The 21467-nt window shown below is 74.8% G+C and carries 23 protein-coding genes; 13 read left to right on the top strand and 10 right to left on the bottom strand.

Translation table 11 applies throughout. From position 1 onward, the window contains the following. Positions 1-134 precede the first annotated feature (134 nt). Positions 135-1391, top strand: coding sequence for an NADH:flavin oxidoreductase (locus tag E8D34_RS13615; RefSeq protein ID WP_136595179.1), 1257 nt, complete (start codon positions 135-137; stop codon positions 1389-1391). A gap of 106 nt (positions 1392-1497) precedes the next feature. Continuing rightward, entirely contained in the window at positions 1498-1914 is a 417-nt protein-coding gene (locus E8D34_RS13610) for a VOC family protein (RefSeq protein WP_136595178.1), read from the top strand. A gap of 6 nt (positions 1915-1920) precedes the next feature. On the opposite strand, the gene E8D34_RS13605 is transcribed toward E8D34_RS13610, so the two are convergent. The 3 genes from E8D34_RS13605 to E8D34_RS13595 all read right to left on the bottom strand — a co-directional run bounded on the left by E8D34_RS13605 (position 1921) and on the right by E8D34_RS13595 (position 4262). Continuing rightward, positions 1921-2469 (bottom strand): gamma carbonic anhydrase family protein, encoded by a 549-nt coding sequence (locus E8D34_RS13605; RefSeq protein WP_136595177.1) that lies wholly within the window; start codon positions 2467-2469, stop codon positions 1921-1923. 20 nt (positions 2470-2489) lie between these two features. Beyond that, on the bottom strand, positions 2490-2834 hold the full coding sequence (locus E8D34_RS13600) for a SelT/SelW/SelH family protein (protein ID WP_136595176.1): 345 nt from the start codon (positions 2832-2834) through the stop codon (positions 2490-2492). 402 nt (positions 2835-3236) lie between these two features. Next, positions 3237-4262: a patatin-like phospholipase family protein gene (locus E8D34_RS13595; protein ID WP_136595175.1), complete on the bottom strand. Its 1026-nt coding sequence runs from the start codon at positions 4260-4262 to the stop codon at positions 3237-3239. Between the two features lie 59 nt (positions 4263-4321). Between E8D34_RS13595 and E8D34_RS13590 the strand changes: the two genes are divergently transcribed. Further along, the gene (locus E8D34_RS13590) at positions 4322-4978 is read left to right on the top strand and encodes an SDR family oxidoreductase (RefSeq protein WP_136595174.1); all 657 of its coding nucleotides are present in this window, start codon (positions 4322-4324) and stop codon (positions 4976-4978) included. Positions 4979-5505: 527 nt separating this feature from the next. Beyond that, positions 5506-7329 (top strand): phosphoenolpyruvate carboxykinase (GTP), encoded by a 1824-nt coding sequence (locus E8D34_RS13585; RefSeq protein ID WP_136595173.1) that lies wholly within the window; start codon positions 5506-5508, stop codon positions 7327-7329. A 144-nt stretch (positions 7330-7473) separates the two neighbouring features. On the opposite strand, the gene E8D34_RS13580 is transcribed toward E8D34_RS13585, so the two are convergent. The 5 genes from E8D34_RS13580 to E8D34_RS13560 all read right to left on the bottom strand — a co-directional run bounded on the left by E8D34_RS13580 (position 7474) and on the right by E8D34_RS13560 (position 12419). Then, complete coding sequence (locus E8D34_RS13580) at positions 7474-8988, bottom strand: cation acetate symporter (protein ID WP_206056715.1); 1515 nt, start codon at positions 8986-8988, stop codon at positions 7474-7476. After that, entirely contained in the window at positions 8985-9416 is a 432-nt protein-coding gene (locus tag E8D34_RS13575) for a hypothetical protein (protein ID WP_136595172.1), read from the bottom strand. Before E8D34_RS13575 ends, E8D34_RS13580 begins: the two co-directional genes overlap by 4 nt. 69 nt (positions 9417-9485) lie before the next feature. Further along, positions 9486-10253, bottom strand: a complete 768-nt coding sequence (locus E8D34_RS13570; RefSeq protein WP_240771346.1) for a LytTR family DNA-binding domain-containing protein — start codon at positions 10251-10253, stop codon at positions 9486-9488. A gap of 5 nt (positions 10254-10258) precedes the next feature. After that, positions 10259-11392 (bottom strand): histidine kinase, encoded by a 1134-nt coding sequence (locus E8D34_RS13565; RefSeq protein WP_240771345.1) that lies wholly within the window; start codon positions 11390-11392, stop codon positions 10259-10261. A gap of 16 nt (positions 11393-11408) precedes the next feature. Beyond that, positions 11409-12419, bottom strand: a complete 1011-nt coding sequence (locus tag E8D34_RS13560; protein ID WP_136595170.1) for a class I SAM-dependent methyltransferase — start codon at positions 12417-12419, stop codon at positions 11409-11411. A 106-nt stretch (positions 12420-12525) separates the two neighbouring features. Between E8D34_RS13560 and E8D34_RS13555 the strand changes: the two genes are divergently transcribed. Further along, complete coding sequence (locus E8D34_RS13555; RefSeq protein ID WP_136595169.1) at positions 12526-13257, top strand: oxidoreductase; 732 nt, start codon at positions 12526-12528, stop codon at positions 13255-13257. Positions 13258-13653: 396 nt separating this feature from the next. Here E8D34_RS13555 and E8D34_RS13550 read toward each other — a convergent pair whose 3' ends face one another. Beyond that, complete coding sequence (locus E8D34_RS13550) at positions 13654-14463, bottom strand: HAD family hydrolase (protein WP_136595168.1); 810 nt, start codon at positions 14461-14463, stop codon at positions 13654-13656. A 121-nt stretch (positions 14464-14584) separates the two neighbouring features. On the opposite strand from E8D34_RS13550, the gene ssd reads away from it, so the two are divergent. The 8 genes from ssd to E8D34_RS13510 all read left to right on the top strand — a co-directional run bounded on the left by ssd (position 14585) and on the right by E8D34_RS13510 (position 21029). Continuing rightward, complete coding sequence (ssd, locus tag E8D34_RS13545) at positions 14585-15724, top strand: septum site-determining protein Ssd (protein ID WP_136595167.1); 1140 nt, start codon at positions 14585-14587, stop codon at positions 15722-15724. Further along, entirely contained in the window at positions 15721-16893 is a 1173-nt protein-coding gene (locus E8D34_RS13540) for a TadA family conjugal transfer-associated ATPase (protein ID WP_136595166.1), read from the top strand. Before ssd ends, E8D34_RS13540 begins: the two co-directional genes overlap by 4 nt. Beyond that, positions 16890-17606 carry a type II secretion system F family protein gene (locus tag E8D34_RS13535; protein WP_136595165.1) on the top strand — a complete coding sequence of 239 codons (717 nt, stop codon included), beginning with the start codon at positions 16890-16892 and terminating at the stop codon, positions 17604-17606. The genes E8D34_RS13540 and E8D34_RS13535 overlap by 4 nt, the downstream gene beginning before the upstream one ends. Next, on the top strand, positions 17603-18340 hold the full coding sequence (locus E8D34_RS13530; protein WP_136595164.1) for a type II secretion system F family protein: 738 nt from the start codon (positions 17603-17605) through the stop codon (positions 18338-18340). Before E8D34_RS13535 ends, E8D34_RS13530 begins: the two co-directional genes overlap by 4 nt. A gap of 147 nt (positions 18341-18487) precedes the next feature. Then, positions 18488-19873 carry an FAD-dependent oxidoreductase gene (locus E8D34_RS13525; protein ID WP_136595163.1) on the top strand — a complete coding sequence of 462 codons (1386 nt, stop codon included), beginning with the start codon at positions 18488-18490 and terminating at the stop codon, positions 19871-19873. Between the two features lie 153 nt (positions 19874-20026). After that, on the top strand, positions 20027-20278 hold the full coding sequence (locus E8D34_RS13520) for a DUF4244 domain-containing protein (protein WP_136595162.1): 252 nt from the start codon (positions 20027-20029) through the stop codon (positions 20276-20278). Between the two features lie 50 nt (positions 20279-20328). Beyond that, a complete protein-coding gene (locus E8D34_RS13515) occupies positions 20329-20646 on the top strand; it encodes a TadE family type IV pilus minor pilin (protein WP_240771344.1) in 318 nt (105 codons plus the stop codon). Further along, complete coding sequence (locus tag E8D34_RS13510) at positions 20643-21029, top strand: Rv3654c family TadE-like protein (protein ID WP_136595160.1); 387 nt, start codon at positions 20643-20645, stop codon at positions 21027-21029. The genes E8D34_RS13515 and E8D34_RS13510 overlap by 4 nt, the downstream gene beginning before the upstream one ends. A gap of 93 nt (positions 21030-21122) precedes the next feature. On the opposite strand, the gene E8D34_RS13505 is transcribed toward E8D34_RS13510, so the two are convergent. Further along, positions 21123-21458, bottom strand: a complete 336-nt coding sequence (locus E8D34_RS13505) for a hypothetical protein (protein WP_136595159.1) — start codon at positions 21456-21458, stop codon at positions 21123-21125. Between the last annotated feature and the right edge of the window lie 9 nt (positions 21459-21467).

Genomic DNA, 21467 nt, shown 5'->3' with positions numbered 1-21467 from the left:
CACTCACCGGGAAGCCCGTACGCCGACCCCGCGGACGCGGCGGCGCAGCAGGTCCCGGCGGGCGGTGCGCCGCGGCCTCCCGGTCACCGGGAGCGCGTCCGTCGCGGTCGCCGACGCGTTCCTAGGTTGCCGGGGTGAGCACCGACGACCGTCGCGGCCAGCACGCCGCCCGCCGACCCGCGCCCGACCCGCTCAGCCCGGTCCGTCTGGGCCCCGTGACGCTGCGCAACCGCGTCATCAAGGCGGCGACGTACGAGGGGCTGAGCCATCGGGCCCGCGTCACCCAGGACCTCGTCGACTTCCACGTCGGCTACGCCAAGGGCGGCGTCGGGATGACCACGGTCGCCTACTGCGCCGTCGCCCGCGAGGGCCGCACCGACCGGCACCAGCTCTACTGGACCGACGAGTCGCTGCCGGGGATGCGGGCACTCACCGACGCGGTGCACGCCGAGGGTGCGGCGGTCTCCGCGCAGATCGGCCACGGCGGGCCGGTCGCCGAGCCGCGCGGCAACAAGGCGCCGGCGCTCTCGCCGAGCCGCTTCCTGCACAAGCAGTCGATGAGCGTCGCCCACCAGATCGACCACGCCGGCATCGCCCGGGTCACCGAGGCGCACGCCGAGGCCGCGCGTCGGGCGATCGCCACCGGCTTCGACGCGATCGAGGTGCACCTCGGCCACAACTACCTGATCAGCTCGTTCCTCAGTCCGAAGGTCAACAAGCGCGACGACGAGTACGGCGGCAGCCTGACCAACCGGGCCCGGTTCGCCCGCGACACCCTGCGCGCCATCCGCGACGCGGTGGGCGACCGGATCGCGATCATCGTCAAGATGAACATGGACGACGGCGTCCCCGGCGGCTTCTGGCTGGACGAGGCGATCCCGGTGGCCCAGTGGATCGAGGCCGACGGCACCGCCGACGCCCTGGAGATGACCGCCGGCTCCTCGCTGCTCAACCCCATGTACCTGTTCAAGGGCGACGCCCCGATCGAGGAGTTCGCCGCGGTGATGCCGCAGCCGATCAGGACGGGCGTGAAGCTGGTCGGCAAGCGGTTCATCCGCGAGTACCCCTACCGCGACGCGTTCCTGCTGGAGGACGCCCGGCAGATCCGGGCCGCGGTGTCCATGCCGATGATCCTGCTCGGCGGCATCACCGACCGCGCCTCGATGGACCTCGCGATGCGGGAGGGCTTCGAGTACGTCGCGATGGGGCGCGCCCTGCTGCGCGAGCCGGACCTGGTGAACCGGATCGCCGACGAGCCGGCGACGCCGTCGCTGTGCATCCACTGCAACAAGTGCATGCCGACCAACTTCACCGGCACCCGCTGCGTCCTGGTGGACCGGACGACGACCCGCAGCAGCGGCTGGGGGAAGCCGGAGAGCTACGTCGGCTGACGGCCCGGCGCCCGTGCCGGGGCGGTGCCGGGTCGGTGCCGGGTCGGTGTCGGTGGTCGGTCCTAGCGTGGCCGACATCCACCCGACCCGACCGAAGGAGCCCGCGATGGCCTCGCTGCTCACCCCCTACCTCAGCTTCCGGGACACCGCCCGTGCCGCGATGGAGTTCTACCGCGACGTGCTCGGCGGCGAGCTCGAGGTGCACACGTTCGCCGAGTTCGGCGACGCCGACGCGACCTTCGCCGACCTGGTGATGCATGCCAAGCTGGAGACGCCCGCCGGCTTCACCCTGATGGCCTCCGACGCCCCTCCCGGGATGGCCGAGTTCGACGCCGGGTCCCAGATCACCGTCAGCCTCTCGGGCGACGACGACGCCGAGCTGCGCGGCTACTGGGACGGGCTCTCCGACGGCGCGAAGGTCGGGATGCCCCTGGAGCGGCAGGTGTGGGGCGACGTCTACGGCCAGCTGACCGACCGGTTCGGGATCAGCTGGATGGTCAACATCGCCAGTCCGCAGGAGTGACCCGGCTCAGGCGTCCCCGGGCGTCGTCGGCTCGGTCGCGCTGACCCCGGCGCGGTGCCGCTGCGCCAGCTCGGCGTAGTACGGCGGGTTCGCCTCGACCCAGAACTGGGCGCCGGTGCCCTCGATCGGTCGCTTCACCTGCGCCGGCGTGCCGGCCGCCAGGACGCCGGCGGGCAGCTCGGTGCCGGGGCTGACCAGCGAGCCGGCGGCGACCATCGAGCCCGAGCCGAGGCTGGCGCCGTCGAGGATGGTGGAGGAGTTGCCGAGCAGCGCGTGGGTGCCGAGCGTCGAGCCGTGCACGACGCACAGGTGCGCGACGGTCGCACCGGCGCCGATCTCGACCACCGTGTCCGGTGCGCCGTGGATCACCGAGTTGTCCTGCACGTTCGCGCCCTCGCGGACCACGATCGTGCAGATGTCGGCGCGCAGCACGGCGCCGTACCAGACGCTGGCGCCCCGTTCGACGCGCACGTCGCCGATCAGCGTGGCGGTCGGCGCGACGAACGCCTCGGGGTGGACCTGGGGGCGCCTGCCCTCGAAGTCGAAGCAGAACATGCGTGCACGCTAGCGGTCCGTCAGTGGCGGCCCGACGAGCCGGTGGAGCTGCGGTCGACGTGTCCCAGCGCCTTGTCCGGCGCCACCAGGTCGCGGACCCGCCGCTTGAGGTCGGCGATCTCCGGGAAGCCGCCGTCGGTCTTGCGGTTCCACACGGTGGTCGTACCGTCCGAGCCGCCCCCGACCTCGATCCGGAACATGGCCCCGTGCGCGGGCACGATCAGCACGCCCGCGAGGTCGTCGGCGAAGGTCTGCAGCAGCTCTCCGGCGTACCACTGGGCGCGCAGCAGCCACTTGCAGTCGACGCAGTAGCGGATGGTCACCACCGGGCCGGCGGTCGGTGCGGACGGGTTGTCCTCGCTCATGTCCGGAAGCATCCCACCCGGACAGCCGCGGATGGCCCGTTCGAGGACCGCCGATGACACGTTGTGATCACCCACGGCGATTCTGCTCACATCTGCGGCCTCGGCAGCCGATGCTGAGGTGACAGCGCACATCCAGCGCTCTTCTCCTTGTCGAGGACCGCCATGTACGACACCGTGGACGAACTTCCCGGAAGCCACCTCTCCCACGACCGACCGTGTCCGGTGTGCGGTCATGCGATGCACACCTACCTCGCCTGCTCCGACACCTGCGACTGCCAGCCTGCCTCGCGGGGCCTGGTCGCCCACTGAGGCCCGCTGCCGCTGGTCGAGGTGTGAGCGCACCTGTCCCGAGGTGCGGGCGAACCGAGCCCCGACCGCAGCCTCGAGGCCGCGGAAGGCGCGTCAGCGCCCGGCGGCGTCCAGCGCCGACGCCGTCAGCGCGCGCCCGATGTCGATCAGCTCGCCGGCCCGGTGGAAGTCCAGCGTGCGGGCGGCGCTGAGCGGCACGGTGACCAGCACGTCCGGCGGCAGTGCCGCCAGCCGGTAGCGCGCGATCAGGCTCTGCATCGCGTCGAAGGAGAGCGAGACGACCTCGGCCGTCCGCACGTCCCCGGGGCGCGGCGCCGCGACCTCCGCCGGGACGCCGGTGCCGTCCGCGAGGTCGGCGGCCTCGACGGCGTCGGCGAGCGAGGCGCCCGCTCCGGGCCGCGCCGCGGCGCCGGTGACGTCGGCGCCGTCGGTGACGTCGGCGCCGTCGGGGTGGTCCTGGAGGTCCCCGGCTCCGTCGCCGTCCCCGCGCCGGAAGCGCCGCCGCAGCTCGGAGGCCCACTCCGCCCGTCGTACCGAGAAGTTGCGGGCCGGGGCCACGGGCTCCCCGGGTGCGCGCGGACCCTGCAGGGAGACCGCGACGGTGAGGTCAGCGGCCACCGCCGCCGTCGGCTCCAGCGGCAGCGGGTTGAGCAGGCCGCCGTCGACGAGCAGCCGGCCGCCGATCACCGACGGCGTGAACAGCCCGGGGATCGCGACCGAGGCCCGGATCGCCGGGATCAGCGGTCCGCGCTGGAACCACACCTCCCGGCGGGCGAGCAGGTCGGTGGCGACGGAGGTGAACGGGATGGGCAGGTCCTCGATGTCGATGTCGCCGACCAGCTCCTCCAGCTCGCCCATCACCCGGTCGGCCCCGACCGCTCCGCCCGGGGACCGGGTGGGGTCGACGAGCCGGAGCACCCGGGGGCCGGTGAGCGTGCGCGCCCAGTCGGCGAACTGCTCCTCGACGCCGGCCGCGACCAGCGCGCCGACGACGGCACCCATCGAGGTGCCGGAGACCGCGACGATCTCGTGCCCGCGCTCGCGCAGCTCCGCGACGGCCCCCAGGTGCGCGTAGCCGCGGGCGCCGCCGGAGCCGAGAACGAGAGCGACCCGAGCCATGGCGCCATTATCCAGGCTGCGGTGGGGCTGCGGGGCCGAGTGGGACCTAGTGTGGGTCCGTGACCCGTCCTGTGATCCTCGTCGTCGGCGCCGGCCCCGGCGTCAGCCGCTCCGTCGCCCTCCGCTTCGCCCGTGAGGGGTACGACGTGGGGCTGGTCGGCCTCGATCCGGAGCCGCTGCAGGCGCTGGCGGCGGAGGTCCGGGAGGCTGGCGCCGAGGCCGTCCCGGCGTCGGCCGACATCACCGACGAGGCGGCGACGCGGACCGCGATCACCCGGATCGGGCAGCGGCTGGGGCGGATCGACGTGGTGCACTTCAATCCGAGTGCCTTCCGCGAGGCCGACCCGTTGGAGCTGACCGTGGCCGGCCTGCTCGAGGACGTCGCCCTGGGCGTCGGCGCCCTGCTGACCTCGGTGCAGGCCGCGCGCCCGTTCCTGCAGGAGGGGGGCAGGGTCACGGCGACCGGCAGCATGGCCGCCGACAAGCCCTGGAACCGCGCCGCCTCCCTGGGCGTCCAGAAGGCGGGCCTGCGCAACCTGATCGGCAGCCTGGACACGACCCTCAAGCGGGACGGGATCCGCGCGGTGTCAGTCACGGTGCGCGGCGCCCTGGCGAAGGAGGGGCCGTTCACCCCTGACCGGGTCGCGGAGGCGATCTGGGCGGCCGCCCACCAGGACGAGTCGGCCTGGAGCACCGAGGTCCCCTACACGGGCTGAAGCCTCGCCGCGGCCTTCGCGGCCTTCGCGGCCTTTGCGGCCTCCGCGGGCGGACGGGCCGAGGGGCGACCACCGGCCGCAACCGGCCGAGACCGGCCGAGACCGGCCGGAAAAATTGAAAGGCCGCCGCAGGCGTCTCGGGTCACCTGCGGCGGCTTGAGCAGAATGCTGCCACGGAAAAGGTGGACATGTCATCGGATTCGGGGAATTTTCCAGAATAAAGTTCTCGCAGGAGTTTCGATGGCCGTCGTCGGGCCGCCGGGGGGACGGCGTCGGAGTCGCGCAGGAGACGCGAAAAGTCGCCAGATCCACCAGTTGACAGGTCTTGATCGATCCAAAAGTGGCATGGGTCACATCCGGCCCTTTTGCTCCGGGGGAGATGTGCACAGCGCGCTCGGAGGGTGCCATGGTGGGCGCACTGGACGACGGCGTCCGACGTGCAGACGAGGCGCTGGACGCGGGTCGGCCGTGACCTCCCTGTGAGGTAGCGTGCCCCCACCTCCGAACTGATCGAAAGGCTGACAGGCATGGTGGATCTGGAGCGAGTGCTGGACGAGGCGGGGCTGACGAACCCCAGCGTCCGGGAGTACGTCGCACACTGGGCGGGGGTGACCGGGGCGGAGCGGGTCGAGGTCGTATCCGCCGCTGACGACGCGCGTCTGATCCAGGAGGCGCTGGACGACGGCGAGCTGCTGCCCGCCGGCGAGGGCCGCTACTACTCGCGCTCCTTCTACAAGGACACCGCGCGGGCCGAGGAGCGCACCATCGTCGCCACCAGTGACGAGGCCGACAAGGGCATCTACAACAACTGGAAGCCCGCCGCGGAGATGAAGCCGAAGCTCATCGAGCTGATGACCGGTGCCTCCGCGGGCAAGACGATGTACGTGATCCCCTACCTGATGGCGCCCCAGGGCTCGCCGCTGGAGAGGTTCGCGGCCGGCGTCGAGCTGACCGACAACCGCAACGTGGTGCTCCAGATGATCCGCATGGCGCGGGTCGGCGTGGAGTTCATCAACGACCTGGGCGACTCGTTCGTCCGCGCCGTGCACGTCACCGGCGACCTGGCGAACCTCGGTCAGGGCACCCCCGACGACAAGCGCTACTTCGTGACCGTCGCCGACGAGCGCACGATCCTGCACTTCGGCTCCTCCTACGGCGGCAACGCGCTGCTGGGCAAGATCGCCCACGGCCTGCGCCAGGGTGCCTACGACGGCTGGAAGAACGGCTTCCTGGTGGAGCAGTTCATGCTGCTCGGCATCACCGACAAGGAGACCGGCGCGAAGTACAACATCTGCGGTGGCTTCCCGAGCGCCTCGGGCAAGACCAACCTCGCGATGACGCTCGCCCCCGACGCCCTGGGTGACCGGTACTACGTCGAGTTCTACGGTGACGACATCGCGTGGCTGTGGGTCGGCGAGGACGGCAAGCTCTACGGGATGAACCCGGAGTACGGCGTCTTCGGTGTCGCCAAGGACACCAACGAGAAGACCAACCCGACCGCGATCGACTCGATCGTCCCGGGCACCGGCGCGATCTTCACCAACGTCGCCTACAACACCAAGACCCAGGAGGTCTGGTGGGAGGGTCGCGGCGACAAGCCGACCGACCTCGACGGCTGGACCGACTGGAAGGGCGACGTCATCGCCGACCGGACCGGCGACGAGGTGGACGCCCCCTGGGCCCACCCGAACAGCCGGTTCACCACCACGCTGGCCAACGTGCCGAACGTCGCCGGTGACTTCGAGGACCCGGCCGGCGTCGAGATCCACGGCATCATCTTCGGTGGCCGTACCCGTGACCGCGAGCCGCTGGTCCGCGCGATCAACGACGTCGCCGAGGGCGTGTACGACGGCCTGACCCTGGGTGCCGAGGCGACCGCCGCGGCCGACGGCCTCGAGGGCGTGCTCCGCTACGACCCGATGTCGATGCGCCCGTTCATGTCGTACTCCGAGGCCGACTACGCCGCCCACTGGCTGGAGGTGATCGGCCGGGCCACGACCAAGCCGATCTTCGCCCACGTCAACTGGTTCCAGCGCGGCGAGGACGGCCGCTTCCTGTGGCCCGGCTACCGGGAGAACCTGCGCCCGCTGGTGTGGCTGATGCAGTACAAGAACGGCGAGGTCTCCGGCGTGGAGACGCCCGTCGGCGTCATCCCGGCCCGCGAGGAGCTCAACCTCGAGGGTCTGGACGAGCAGGCCCTGGCCGACCTCGACACCGTGCTGACCATCGATGTCGAGCGCTGGCAGCAGGAGATGGGCCACCGCGAGAAGCACCTCGCCCAGTTCGACGGCCTGCCCGAGGCGATCTGGGAGGCCCACCGCCGGGTCGAGGACGCCCTCAACCAGGCCTGACGCCGAACCGGGCCTGAGGCGCGGTCGAGCCGGCAGGAACCATCCGTCGAGACGGGGTTCCTGCCGGCTCGCCCGCTTTTCGGGCGGGGCTCGAGGTGCGCGACCCCCGGCTCGGCGGTTCCCAACCCCCGGCTCGATGGCGCCTCAGGTCAGGTCCAGCTCGAGTGACTCCGGGGTGTGCAGGCGCACCAGGAAGCGGCGGGCATGGGCCGGGACCCGGTCGGCGGTGAGCCGGGAGACCGCCGCCATCGTCAGGAAGGCCAGCGGGACGCTCCACGCGGCCGGCTGGTCCAGCAGGGCGCCGGCCCAGCCGTCGGCGTCGACCCCGGCGATCGCGAGCAACGCAGCACCTCCGGCGCCCGCGCCCCCGGCGGCCAGGCCGGCCAGCGCGCCCGGCGTGGTCAGTCCGCGCCACCAGATGCCGAGCACCAGCAGCGGGCAGAACGTGGAGGCGGCCACCGCGAAGGCCAGGCCCACCGACTCCGCCACCCCGACGTTCTCCAGCACCAGCGCGGCGGCGAGCGGGACCGCGACCGCGACCACAGCGGCCAGACGGAACGCCGTGACCCCGCCGCGGCGGCGCTCGCCGACCATCCGCCCGGTGACGTCCTGGGTGATCACGCCGGAGATCGCGATGGCCAGGCCGGAGGAGGTGGACAGGAACGCGGCGAACGCGCCCGCGGTGACCAGGGCGGTGAGCAGCTCGCCGGGCAGGCCCTCGATCATCGCCCGCGGCAGCGCGAGCACCAGCACGTTCGACCGGCCCTCCGCCAGGATCCGTTCGCCGTAGACGCGTCCCAGTCCGGCGTACAGCGGGGGCCAGAGGTAGAACAGGCCGAGCAGGCCCAGCACCACGACGGTGGTCCGGCGGGCGCCGCGCCCGTCGGGGTTGGTGTAGAAGCGGACCACCACGTGCGGCAGCCCCATCGTGCCCAGGAAGAGGGCGAGGATCAGGGAGTACGTCGTATAGAGGCCGATCCCCCCGCCGTCGGCGACCGGCGTCGACCAGCCGTCGGACATCGCCGAGGCCGGCCCGGGCCGGCCGTCGCCCCACCAGACCACCAGCAGCACCACGGCGGGGAACAGGATCGCGGTCAGCTTGAACCAGTACTGGAACGCCTGGACGAAGGTGATCGAGCGCATCCCGCCGGAGGAGACGTTGGCCAGCACGACCGCGCCGACCACCAGCGGCCCGACCCACTCCGGGGCCCCGATCGCGGCGGCCAGCGTGATCCCGGCGCCCTCGAACTGGGGCAGCAGGTAGAGCCAGGCGATCGCGACCACCAGCAGCGAGCAGGCGGACCGGACCGCGCGGGAGGCCAGGCGTGCCTCGGCGAAGTCCGGCAGCGTGTAGGCGCCCGATCGCCGCAGCGGCGCCGCCACCAGGACCAGCAGGACCAGGTAGCCGGCGGTCCAGCCGACCGGGTACCAGAGCATCTCGGCGCCGCCCACCAGCAGCACCCCGGCGATGCCGAGGAACGAGGCGGCCGAGAGGTACTCCCCGCCGATCGCGGAGGCGTTGAGGCCCGGGCGCACGGTCCGCGAGGCCACGAAGAAGTCGCTGGTGGTCCGCGAGACCCGCAGGCCCCAGGTGCCGATCGCCAGCGTCACCAGGGAGACCAGTACGACGGCCACCGCGGACAGCTGCGTCGCGCTCACCGGGCGCTTCCCCTGTGTCGGTCCCCGTCGTCGTCCGCTGGGTCGCGCCCGGCGAGGACCAGGTCGGCGAAGACCTGCTCGTTGCGCTCCACCCGCCGTACGTAGCGCCAGCCGAGCAGCAGCAGGAACGGGTAGACCAGGACGCCGAGCAGCAGCCAGGCCAGCCCGATCCCGGCCACCTCCCGCTCGGCCAGTCCCGGCAGCAGCTCGAACAGCAACGGCAGGCTGCCCAGGGCCAGCGCCAGCGCGACCAGCACCCGCGCGGCGAGCCCGAACTGCTCGCGCAGCAGGGACCGCAGGAAGAGGTCGCCCAGGGCGGTCTGCTCGTGGACGTCGCCGAGGCGCGTGCTCGGCCGGGCGACCACGTGCCGGGGCGGGCCGGTCACGCGGACCCGCGGCGGCGGTGTGCGGGGCCGCTCCTCGCTCATCGGAGGCTCACCGGAGGCTCACCGGGCGATCACCGGGCGCTCGCCGAGGTCTCACCGGGGGCTCACCGGTCACGATCCGCCAGCTGCGCGGCGGACCAGGACGTCGCGCAGCGCCCGGGTGTGGCGCCGGCTCACCGGCAGCTCCGTGCCGGCCACGAGCACCGTGCAGCGGCCCGCCTCCTGGCGGACCTCGTCGACGTGGCCGAGGGCGACCAGCAGCGAACGGTGGATGCGCACGAAGCCGGAGGCCGACCACTCCTCCTCCAGGGACGACAGCGGCACCCGCACCAGGTAGGACTCACCCGACCGGGTGTGCAGGCGGGCGTAGTCGCCCTGGGCCTCGACGTGGGTGATGTCTCCGCGCTCCACGAACCGGGTGACCCCGCCCCGCTCGACCGCGATCTGGGTGTCCTCCGGGGCGGGTCGGCGGTCGGTGCCCGACAGCACCCGGCGCACGGCCTCCGCCAGGCGCTCGGGACGCACCGGCTTGAGCACGTAGTCGACGGCGTGCAGGTCGAACGCGTCGACCGCGTGCTGCTCGTGGGCGGTCACGAAGACCACCGGTGGCGGCTGCTTGAACCGGCCCAGCACCTCCGCCAGCTCCAGCCCGGACAGGCCGGGCATCTGCACGTCGAGGAAGACGCAGTCGACCTCGCGCTCGCGCAGGTACCGCAGCCCCTCGGTGGCGGAGCCGCAGCCGGTGACCGCACCGATCCGCGGGTCGGACCGCAGCAGGTAGGTCAGCTCGTCCAGCGCCGGGCGCTCGTCGTCCACCACCAGCACGCGCAGGCCGGGCGGACCCGCCGGCGTCCCTGCTGGGGTCCTGGAGTCGCTCACCTCACTCATCTTGTCCCTCCGACACTCACTCCGGGCGCGAACTTCGGTACCCGCACCACCACCTTCGTCCCGGCGCCGGGCGCCGTCTCGACGACCAGCCCGTAGTCGTCGCCGAACGTGGCGCGCAGCCGGGCGTCGACGTTGCCCAGTCCCACCGAGTCGAGCGAGGCGTCGCCGGCGAGCGCGCGGCGTACCTTCTCGGGGTCCTCGCCGATCCCGTCGTCCTCGACCTCCAGCACCGCGTCGGGGCCGCGGTCGTGGGCGGTGATCCGCAGGTGGCCGACGCCCTCGGCGCGCTCCAGGCCGTGCCGTACGGCGTTCTCGACCAGCGGCTGGATGCACAGGAACGGCACCACGACGGTGAGCACCTCCGGCGCGATGTTCAGGGTCACCTGCAGGCGGTCACCGAACCGGGCCTGCTCGAGCAGCAGGTACCGCTCGATCGAGCGCAGCTCCTCGGCCAGCGTCGTGTACTCGCCGTGCCGGCGGAAGGAGTAGCGGGTGAAGTCCGCGAACTCCAGCAACAGGTCGCGCGCCCGGTCGGGGTCGGTGCGCACGAAGCTGGCGATCGCGCCGAGGGAGTTGTAGATGAAGTGAGGGCTGATCTGGGCCCGGAGCGCGCGCACCTCGGCCTCGATCAGCCGGTTGCGATGCGCGTCGAGCTCGGCCAGCTCCAGCTGCGCGGAGACCCACTGCGCGACCTCCTCGGTGGCCCGCAGCAGGCCCGCCGACGTGGACGGCGCGAACGCCTGGACCGTGCCGAGCACCCGACCCTCCACCACCAGCGGGCTGACCACGGCGTTCCGGATCGGGCACCCCGGTCGCTCGCAGCCGACCTGCTTGCGGTCCAGGGTGCGCGTGGTGCCGCGCTCGGCCACCAGGGCCGCGGCCGCCGCGGCCTGCTCCGCGTGGTGGTGGGATCCGAGACCGTCCCAGGCCAGGACGCCGGCGGTGTCGGTCAGCGCCAGCGCGGGGGTGCCGAGCAACGCGCGCAGGTGCCTGATCGAGCGCTCGGCGCTGCTGGCGGTGAGCCCCTCGCGCAGCGCGGGCGAGGCGAGCGAGGCCTGGTGCAGCGCGCGGAAGGCGGCGCGGTCGGCCTCGGTGCCGAGGTGGCCGCGGCGGCGACCGGGGATGCGCACGAGCCTCGGCCTCGACTCAGCGGAAGTCGATCAGGAGCACGCCGGAGTCGTCGTCGGTGGGCGGTTCGGTGATCCCGGGGACCTGGGTCGCCGCCTGGCTGCCGGTGTCCTCCAGCGCGGACCGCTCCGCGGTGCCCGTGGGGTCCGCCGCCCAGGCGCCGTCGCCGGTCAGGTCGTCGCGGTGGACGGGCTGGGTCTCCTCGGCGACCGGGTCGTGCGGCGCTGCGGGCGGGGCCGCAGGCGCGGGCGGGGCGGTCCGGGGCCGGATGCCCACCACGGCGCGGTAGCACTGGGTCAGGTACGGCAGCTGCATGCCGTCCATCCCGCGCCCGTAGTCGTCGTAGAAGTCGAGCACGTCGGCGACCAGCGCCTCGCGCTCCTCGGCAGGCAGGGTGGCCACGTTCGACCGGGAGAGCACCAGGTCCTGGATGCTGACCCGGTCCACCACCTGCCAGTGCTTGAAGGTGGCCTCCTGGACGGGGCCGAAGTACGGCGAGTCGTGCAGTGCCTCGTCGGGGCCGGCGCTGGTGACGTCCTGGCGGCCGATCAGGTTGCCGAGGCGCCGGACCCACGGCACCCGCTCGTCGCGGACGTTCCAGACCAGGGCCAGCTCGCCGCCCCGCTTGAGCACGCGGGCGATCTCGGGGAGGGCCCGCTCCTTGTCGAACCAGTGGTACGCCTGGCCCACGACGACGAGGTCGAAGGCGGCGTCCGGGGCCGGGATCTCCTCGGCGGCGGTCTGGGAGAGCCGGGTGACCCGCACCGAGCGGGCCAGCCGGTCGAGCATCGCCGGGTCCGGGTCGGTGGCGTGCACGTCGTGGCCGAGGTCGACCAGGTGCCGGGTCAGCTTGCCGGTGCCGGCGCCCAGCTCGAGCACCGTCAGCGGCTGGTCGCCGGTCAGCCAGCGCACCGCGTCGAGCGGGTAGTCGGGACGCCCGCGCTCGTAGGCGTCGACGACGCTGCCGAACGACCGGGCCGGGTCTGCCGGCTCGGCGGGGCCTGCGGTCTCGTGCGACTGGTCGGACATCGTGGGCACCACCGTAGACCCTCGTGCGCCGGTTGCCCGGTAGCGCGCGTGGCGTGTGCCGCGCCCGTCTCGGACCGCTCGACGCCGGGTCAGTAGGGTCGGTGCCGTGAACGCGGACCCGCTGGCCTGGCTGCTCTCGCTGGAGGGGGTCCCCTCGGCCCTCGCGTCGGCCCGGGACGGGATCGACGTCGTGCTGCGCGACCGGGGCCTACGGCGTACCTCTCCGGAGACCACGGCGGAGTCGCTGCTGCGCGGCGCGCACGCCAGCGCGGTGCTGGAGGGGTCCGCCTCCTCCCTGGCCGAGATCCGGGAGGGCGCCGCCGACGAGATCGCCGCGGACGCCGTCCGGGTCTCCACCGAGCTGCTCGGGCTGGTGCCCGTGATCCGCACCCAGCCGTTGCAGGCGCTGGCCCGGCTGCACGCGTTGGCCGCCCAGGCCTCCCTGCCCGCCGATCGCCTCGGGCGTCCGCGCGACGCCGACGCGGCGACCACGCTGCGGGCGCTGGCCTCGATGATCACCGCGCGCACGGAGGCCCCGGCCCTGGCGCTCGCCGCGATCGTCCACGCGGACCTGGCCACCGCCGCGCCGTTCGGCTCCCACAACGGGATCGTCGCCCGCGCCGCCGAGCGGCTCCTGCTCGCCGCCCGCGGGGTGGACGAGAAGTCGCTGGTGGTGCCCGAGGCCGCGCACCTGGCCCTGCGCGCGCAGTACGAGTCGAACCTGCGGGGCTGGGCGTCCGGCAACGCCGCGGGGCGGCACGCGTGGCTGCTGTACGCGGCCGAGGCGTACGCCGCCGCGGCCGAGGCGAGTCCGCTGCGGCGGGCCGCGGAGGACTAGTCCCGAACATGCAGGTGGCACCCGAGGCTCGTGCGTCGCTCGGATGCCACCGCGGACACGCAGTTCCGGCTACCAAGCGTGCATCAACAAGTGCTACCTCGGGAGGTTCCCGTCGGTCAGCGCCCAATTCAGAAGGGTAGATCGCCGCGTGGGTACCAGGTACTGCGTGTGGTCTGAAGTTGTCCAAGGCCTTTCTACGCCGACCGCACGCCACCTTCAAGACTTGTATTTGGTGGTCGGCCAGCGCAGGCTGGTGAGTTGGAGCGCGGGCCGTGTGCATGCTGCACAATGCGGCGTATTCCCAGGTCAGAGGCCGAAATCGGACCGATCGGGGGTGGGTCGGGGGTGGGTCGGGGATCGGTCGGGGATCGGTCGGGGATCGGTCGGGCGCCGGTGTCAGGCGCCGATGGAGCCCTTCCGGCGGACCCCGGCCCACACCGCCGCGCCGACCGCGACCACACCGCCGACCGCGAGCGCGGCCAGCGTCGGCTTCGGCGGCGGCAGCGGCAGTCGGCTGCGCAGGGCGACCGGCTTGGTGAAGACCAGGATCGGCCACTCGTTGCCCTCGGCGACCTTCCGCAGGTCCTTGTCCGGGTTGACCGCGAACGGGTGGCCGACCGTCTCCAGCATCGGTACGTCGGTCACCGAGTCGCTGTACGCGAAGCTGGAGTCGAGGTCGTAGCCGCGCTGCTCGGCCAGGGCCCGGATGGCGTTCGCCTTCTCCTCGGCGTAGGCGTAGTACTCGATCTCCCCGGTGTAGCGGCCGTCCTCGATGGCCAACCGGGTGGCCACCACGTCGTTGGCGCCGAGCAGGTCGCCGATCGGCTCGACCACCTCGCTGCCGGAGGTGGAGACGATGACCACGTCCCGCCCGGCGGCGCGGTGGTCGGCGATCAGCTGCACCGCCTCGTCGTAGACGATCGGGTCGACCACGTTGTGCAGGGTCTCGGCGACGATCTCGCGCACGGTCGCGACGTCCCAGCCGGCGCACAGCGTCGACATGAACTGCCGCATCCGCTCCACCTGCTCGTGGTCGGCGCCGCCGACCATGAACAAGAACTGGGCGTACGCCGAGCGCAGCACCGCGCGGCGCGAGATCAGTCCGCCGGCCTGGAAGGGCTTGCTGAAAGCCAGCACGCTCGACTTCGCGATGATCGTCTTGTCGAGGTCGAAGAACGCGGCTGAGCGCGCCGCCGCCGGGGGCATGGCGCCATCGTAGCCACGCGGTGGCCCGCTAGCAGCGCACAAGGCAGCGTCGGGACGAAGGTCCTCCTCAGGGGGAGACCGCTCGGTGCCGGGACGGCCGCCGGTGCGCGAGAACAGTGCCATGAGCCTCCACGTCGACCTCCCACCGCTCGCCGTCGTCGGGCAGCCGGACCCGACCGCCCCGCTGGTGATCACCCGTGACCCCGACCTGCTCGCCGACCTCCTCCCGTTGGCCGCAGCGGCCGACGTGACGCCCGCGGTGGTCCGCGGCGCTGCGGAGGCGCTGGGCCTGTGGGGGCGCGCGCCCGTGGTGCTGGTGGGCACGGACGTCGCCGCGGAGCTCGCCCGGATGGCGCCGGACCCCCGCCCGGGGGTCTTCCTGGTCGGCCGCGCCCGGGTGCCCGACGAGGCGTTCCGGCACGCCCTCGCGATCGGTGCGCGGCAGGTCGTGGAGGTGCCGGTCTCCGACGGCTGGCTGGTCGAGCTGCTGACCGACGTCACCGAGGGCCACCGGACCCGCGGCCGGGTGGTCGGGGTGATCGGGGGCGCCGGCGGGGCCGGTGCCACGACGCTGGCCTGCGCGGTCGCCCAGTACGCGGCCCGGTACGCCGCCGGGCCCGCCGACGAGTCCGCTGTCGGCGGCCGGGCCGCCGCGATCGGCGCGGAGACGGCGATCATCGACTGCGACCCGCAGGGGCCCGGGTTGGACCGGATGCTGGGGCTGGAGCGCACCGAGGGCTTCCGCTGGGACGCGCTGTGCCGCACCACCGGTCGCCTCTCGGCCCGTGCCCTGCGTGAGGCGCTGCCGCGGCGCGACCAGCTCGGCGTCCTCTCCTGGTACGCCGGGGCGGAGCCCCAGCGCCTCCAGGCGTTCGCGGTCCGCGAGGCGCTCTCGGCCGCGCGGCGGGGCCACCGCACCGTGGTGCTCGACCTGCCGCGGGCCGCGGACACGCTGGCCGAGGAGCTGGCGGCCCGTTGCGACCTGCTGGTCCTGGTCGCCCCGGCGACGCTCGTCGGGGTGGCCTCGACCGCCCGGCTCCGGAGCCGGTTCGCCGCGCACCCCTCCGTCGCGGTGGTGGTGCGCGGGGAGGAGCTGTCGGCTCGGGACGTGACCCGGGTGGTCCGCCTGCCGGTGCTGGCGCAGATGCGCGAGCAGCGCGGGTTGGCGGAGTCGATCGACCTGGGGCTGGGGCCGCTGCGGCAGGCACGCGGCCCGCTGGCTCGGGCCGCCGAGGCCGTCTGGGCGGCGGCCCACGCGTGAGCGCGCTCGCGGCCGCGCCGGCCGACCTGGTCGAGGCGGTCCGGCGGCGGCTGGCCGACGGGACCGGCGCCCTGACCCCGCACCGGGTGGCCGAGGCGCTGCGGGCCTCGGGACGGCCGGTCGGCGACGCCACGGTGCTCGCGGTCTACGAGGCCCTGCGCCGTGACGTCCTCGGGGCCGGTCCGCTGGAGCCGCTGCTGCGCCTGCCCGGCGTCACCGACGTACTGGTCAACGGCACGGAGCCGGTCCAGGTCGACCGTGGGCGTGGGCTGGAGGCCACCGAGGTCCGGCTGCCCGACGAGGCGGCCGTCCGGAGGCTGGCGCAACGCCTGGTCGCGACCGGCGGGAGGCGGTTGGACGACGCCGCGCCGTGCGCGGACGTGCGGCTCCCGGACGGAACCCGCTGCCACGCCGTACTGGCCCCGCTGGCACATCCCGGTACGGCGATCTCGCTGCGGGTGCCGCGGCGCGGCGGCTTCACGCTGGCGGAGCTGCGGCGCAGCGGCGGGCTGGCGCAGCCGGCGCTCGAGATCGTCCGGGCGGTCCTGGAGCTCCGGCTCTCCTTCCTGGTCTCCGGTGGCACCGGCTCCGGGAAGACGACCCTGCTGGCCGCGATGCTGGCCGAGGCGTCGGCCGCCGAGCGGATCGTCGTGGTCGAGGACGCGGCCGAGCTGCGGCCCGACCACCCGCACGTGGTCGGGCTCGAGGCCCGGCCGGCGAACCTGGAGGGCGCCGGGGCGGTGGGCCTGCGCGACCTGGTCCGCCACGCCCTGCGGATGCGCCCGGATCGGCTGGTGGTGGGCGAGGTCCGCGACGCCGCCGTGGTCGACCTGCTGGCGGCCCTCAACACCGGGCACGAGGGCGGCTGCGGGACGCTGCACGCCAACTCCGCGGCCGATGTGCCCGCCCGGGTCGAGGCGTTGGCCCTCGCCGCCGGGCTGGACCGGGCCGCCGCCCACAGCCAGCTCGCCGCGGCGGTGCGGGTGGTGCTCCACCTCGAGCGCGACCGCACCGGTCGGCGGTGGCTGGCCGAGGTGGCGCTGCTGCGGCGGGACGACGGCGGCTGGGCGCGGGCGGTGCCAGCGGTCCGGTTCGCAGCGGACGGCTCCGGCGTCCCCGGCGCGGCGGCGGAGGAGCTGGCCGTGCTGCTGGGCCGGGCGCGACGATGACGGCGCGGGCCCGCCGACGTGACGCGGTCGCCGGGGCGGCGGCGCTGGTCACCGCGCTGGTCACCGCGCTGGGGATGGTCGCCGCGCCGTCGCCGCGGCTCGTCGTCCTGGCCGCACTCGCGCTCGGCGTGGGAGTGGCCGGCGAGCGGTGGTGGCGCGGACGCGTCGCGCGGGCCTCGGCCGGTGCGACCCGGGCGGCGGTCGTCGAGCTCTGCGAGGCGCTGCGCGGCGAGCTGGCCGGGGGCGCGGTGCCGGCGGATGCGCTGGAGCGGGTGGCGGAGGAGTGGCCGCTGCTGGCGCCGGCGGCGCGGGCGGCCGCGGCGGGCGGGTCCGTCGCCGAGGCCCTGCGCGGCCTCGCGGAGCGACCGGGCGCCGCCGACCTGAGGGTCGTCGCGGCCGCCTGGCAGGTCGCGCAGCGCACCGGGCACGGTCTCGGCGATGCCCTGGGGCGGGTGGCGGAGGACCTGCGCGCGGCCGAGCAGACCCGGCGGGTGGTCGCCGGTGAGCTGGCCTCGGCGCGGGCCACCGCCCGGCTGGTCGGTGGGCTGCCCCTGGTCGCGCTGGCGGTCGGCGGCGCCGGGGGCGCCGACCCGTGGGGGTTCCTCCTCGGCACCACGCCGGGTTTGCTCTGCCTCGCCGCCGGCCTCGGCTCCGGGCTGGCGGGGCTGGCCTGGATCGAGGCGATCGCGTCGGACGTCGAGCGCGGCCGGTGAGCGGAGTGCTCGCCGTGCTCGCCGCCATCGCCGCGGCCGCGTTGCTGGCACCCGCGCCGCCGCGGGTGCGTGGGGCGGTGCGCCGAGCGGGGCCAGCGGCGGTGTCCGCGCCGCAGCGGTCGGCGGTGCCGCGCGGGTCGGTGGCGCTGCGCGCGGCGTCGGGGCTGGTCGCCGCGGCGGGCGCGGCCGCCTTCCTCGGCGGCCCGTTGGCGTTGCCCGGCGGGGCGGCGGTCGGCATCGGCACCTGGGTGGCCGCCGGTCGGATCGAGCCGCGGCAGGTACGCCGCCTCCGCGAGGAGGCTCGCCGGGACCTGCCGCACCTGGTCGGGTTGCTCGCCGCCGCGCTCCGCGCGGGGAGCGCGCCACCCGACGCCGTGAACCTGGTCGTGCTGGCCCTGCCCGGCGCGGCGGCCGACCGCCTCGCGCCCGTCGCCGCCCGCCTGGCGTTGGGCGCCGACCCGGGCCCGCTCTGGTCCGGACTGGCTGCCGACCCGGCCCTGGCGCCGCTGGGCCGGACGATGGCGCGGACCCATCGCACGGGGGCTCCGGTGGCGGAGGCGGTCCAGCGACTGGCCGCCGACCTCGCCGCCGGCGCCCGGGCCGAGACCGAGGACCGTGCGCGCTCGGTGGGCGTGCGCGCGGCGGTGCCGCTGGGGATCTGCCTGTTGCCGGCGTTCCTGCTGCTGGGCATCGTCCCGGTGGTCGCCGGCCTGGCCGGCACCCTCGCCTGGTGACGGCCCGGGCCGTTCGCTGGGTCGGTGCGCGGCGGATCGGCGTTGCCACGACCAGCGCGTCGTTGCGCCGCCGGCGGCCGCGGTGGGTCCACTCTTGTCCTCCACCGGGCGTCGCCCGGTCCGCCGATCGCAGAGCCCGGAGTGCCCATGAACCTCGCCCGCCGTACCGGGGACGTCTCCCACTGGTGGTCCGCGATCGGCCAGCCGGAGCCCAGCGACCCGCTCCCCGGCGACGCCGAGGCCGACGTGGTGATCGTCGGCGCCGGCTACACCGGCCTGTGGGCGGCGTACTACCTCTCCGAGCTGCGGCCCGACCTGGAGGTCCGGCTGGTCGAGCAGCGGTTCGCCGGCTACGGCGCCTCGGGGCGCAACGGGGGCTGGCTGTCGGCGACGGTCACCGGCGGCCTCGACGGCTACGCGCGCACCCACCCGCGCGCGGACGTGGCCCGCTTCCAGCAGGCGATGATCGATGCCGTCGCCGAGGTGATCGCGGTCGCCGAGCGGCACGGCATCGACGCCGGGATCCGCCGCGGCGGCACGCTCCTGGTCGCCCGCAATGCGGCGCAGGAGGAGCGGGCGCGCGACCTGGTCGCTCGGGCGGAGCGGTGGCCGACGCTCGGCGCGGTGCTGCTGGGGCCGGAGGAGTCGGCGGCCCGGGTCCGCGTCGCCGAGACCCGCGCCGCCGTGTGGGAGCCCCACTGCGCGCGGATCGACCCCGCGCGGCTGGTCCGCGGGCTGGCCGCGCTGGTCCGCGCCCGCGGCGTCCGGATCCACGAGGGCACCACGGCGCGTTCGATCGCCCCGGGCCGGGTGGTCACCGACCGCGGGGTGATCCGCGCCCGGCACGTGCTGCGCGCCACGGAGGGCTTCACGGCGGGCCTGGACGGCGAGCGGCGCACGTGGGTGCCGATGAACTCCTCGATGATCATCACCGATCCGCTCCCGGAGGAGGCGTGGGCCGCCATCGGCTGGCGGGGCTACGAGACCCTCGAGGACCTCTCCCACCGCTATACCTACGCGCAGCGCACGCCCGACGGTCGGATCGCGCTCGGCGGACGCGGCTACCCCTACCGCTTCGGCTCCCGCACCGACCTCGACGGCGACATCCCCGAGCACACCGTGCGGGAGCTCCGCGACATCCTCGTCTCCTGGTTCCCCACGCTGGCGGGCGCCGGGATCGCCCACGGCTGGAGCGGCGTGCTCGGGGTGCCGAGGAACTGGCGGGCCACCGTCGCCTACGACCGCGACAGCGGCCTGGGCTGGGCCGGTGGGTACGTCGGCACGGGCGTCACCGCGACCAACCTCGCCGGCCGCACGCTGGCCGACCTGGTCGCCGGCGAGTCGACCGACCGGACCACCCTGCCGTGGGTCGACCAGCGGGCCCGCCGGTGGGAGCCCGAGCCGCTGCGCTGGCTGGGCATCCACGGCCTGTACCGCGCCTACGGGATCGCGGACCGGATCGAGACGCGTGGTGCGGCGCGGACGTCCTTCGTCGCCCGCCTAGGAGACCGCATCTCCGGTCGTACCGGGTAGCGCCGACGCACCACCGCTCGCCGCTCGCGGCGAACCCCGCTGTGGACCGCCCGCGTGCGTTCCACAGCCCGCGGTTGCTCGCTCCCGCCTGGTCGCGGCGCTGGCGCAGAGTCGGGGCACCGGCCGCACCCGGCGGCCCGAGAGGAGGCCACGATGCCCCGCGACGACGTCCCCGTCAGCCCGATCCGTCCCTTCCCGCTCCCTGCCCCGCCCCCGCCCCCGCTGCGGCCTGCGGCGGCTCGGAGGCGGGAGGAACGCGGCATCACCACCGCGGAGTACGCCGTCGGCACGGCCGCCGGCGCCGGGCTGGCCGGCCTGCTCTACAAGCTGCTGACCAGCGGGTTCGGGGACCGGATGCTGCGCACCCTCTACGACCACGTGCTCGGCCTGCTGGGCGTGGGGTGAGGCCGGCGGCGCGTCGGGGCGACCGGGGCGCGGTCACGGCCGAGCTGGTGATGGGTCTGCCGGCGCTGATCGCCGTCACGCTCGTCCTGGTCTGGCTGCTCTCCCTCGGCGCCGCGCAGGCCCGCACCGTCGACGCCGCGCGGGAGGCGGCCCGGGCGGTGGCCCGGGGCGACGATCCCGCGGACGCGGTGGCGCTGGCCGAGCGCATCGCGCCGCCAGGGGTCCGCGTCGCGGTCGCGAACGAGGGCGGCCGCGCGGTGGCGACGGCCGCCGGCGTGCTGGCCGGCCCCGGCGGGCTGCTCGGTGGCCTCCCGGGCGTCCGCCTCCGGGCGGAGGCCGTGGCGCTCAGCGAGGGGTCGACCCCGTGACGCCGGGGCGCCCGGCGGCGTCGTGTGCCCGACGGCGGCCGGCGCGGCCCGGCCAGCGCGGTGCGGCCACGGTGCTGGTGGTGGCACTGTCCGGCCTGCTGCTGGTGGTCGGGTGCGGCCTTGCGGTGGTCGCGGCGCTGGTCGTCGACCACCGGAGGGCGCAGGCCGCGGCGGACCTCGCCGCGCTGGCAGGGGCCGCGTCGTGGGCTGACGGGGGTGCTGCCTGCGCCGCTGCGGCGCGGATCGCCGAGGCCAACGCGGCGACCCTGGTCGGGTGCACGACGCTCGCCGGAGCGGTGGAGGTCAGGGTCCGGCTCGCCGGTCCACGGTGGCGGGGGTGGAGCGCCGACCTCGAGGCGCGGGCCCGGGCCGGGCCAGGCTGAACTGCCCGTTCTGCCCGGCCTGCTGCACGGCCTGCCCGGCCTGCCCGGCCCGTGCGGTGCTCACCTCGTGCCCGCTGCGGCGGAGCGCCGGCGTCAGGAACGGTCGTTCCCGTTCCCGGTCCCCTCGTCGCGACGCTCGCTCTCGCTCCGGTCCAGCTTCTGCGACAGCTCGTCGAGCCGTCGCCGGTCCTTGCGGCGGCGCCACTCCTGGCGTGCGCCGACCTTCGACAGCCACAGTCCGCCGAGGACCAGCACCGCCGAGGCCACGCCGATCAGGAACAGGGTCTCGGCCGGCATGTCGATGCCGAGGAAGGTGGTGTGCACGTCGGTGGTGCCGCCCACGGTCTTGGCCTCGGTGCCGGAGGCGAAGAGCCCCGAGAGCACGAGGATCGCGCCGAGGACGAGGAGCACGAGTCCGAGGACGAGCATGGTGGCAGG

Origin of the sequence: Nocardioides sp. GY 10113, from assembly GCF_004919105.1 — a bacterium.
GTDB lineage: Bacteria > Actinomycetota > Actinomycetes > Propionibacteriales > Nocardioidaceae > Nocardioides.
The sequence above is the reverse complement of the archived record's forward strand: the minus strand, read 5'-3'. Positions and strand labels throughout refer to the sequence as shown.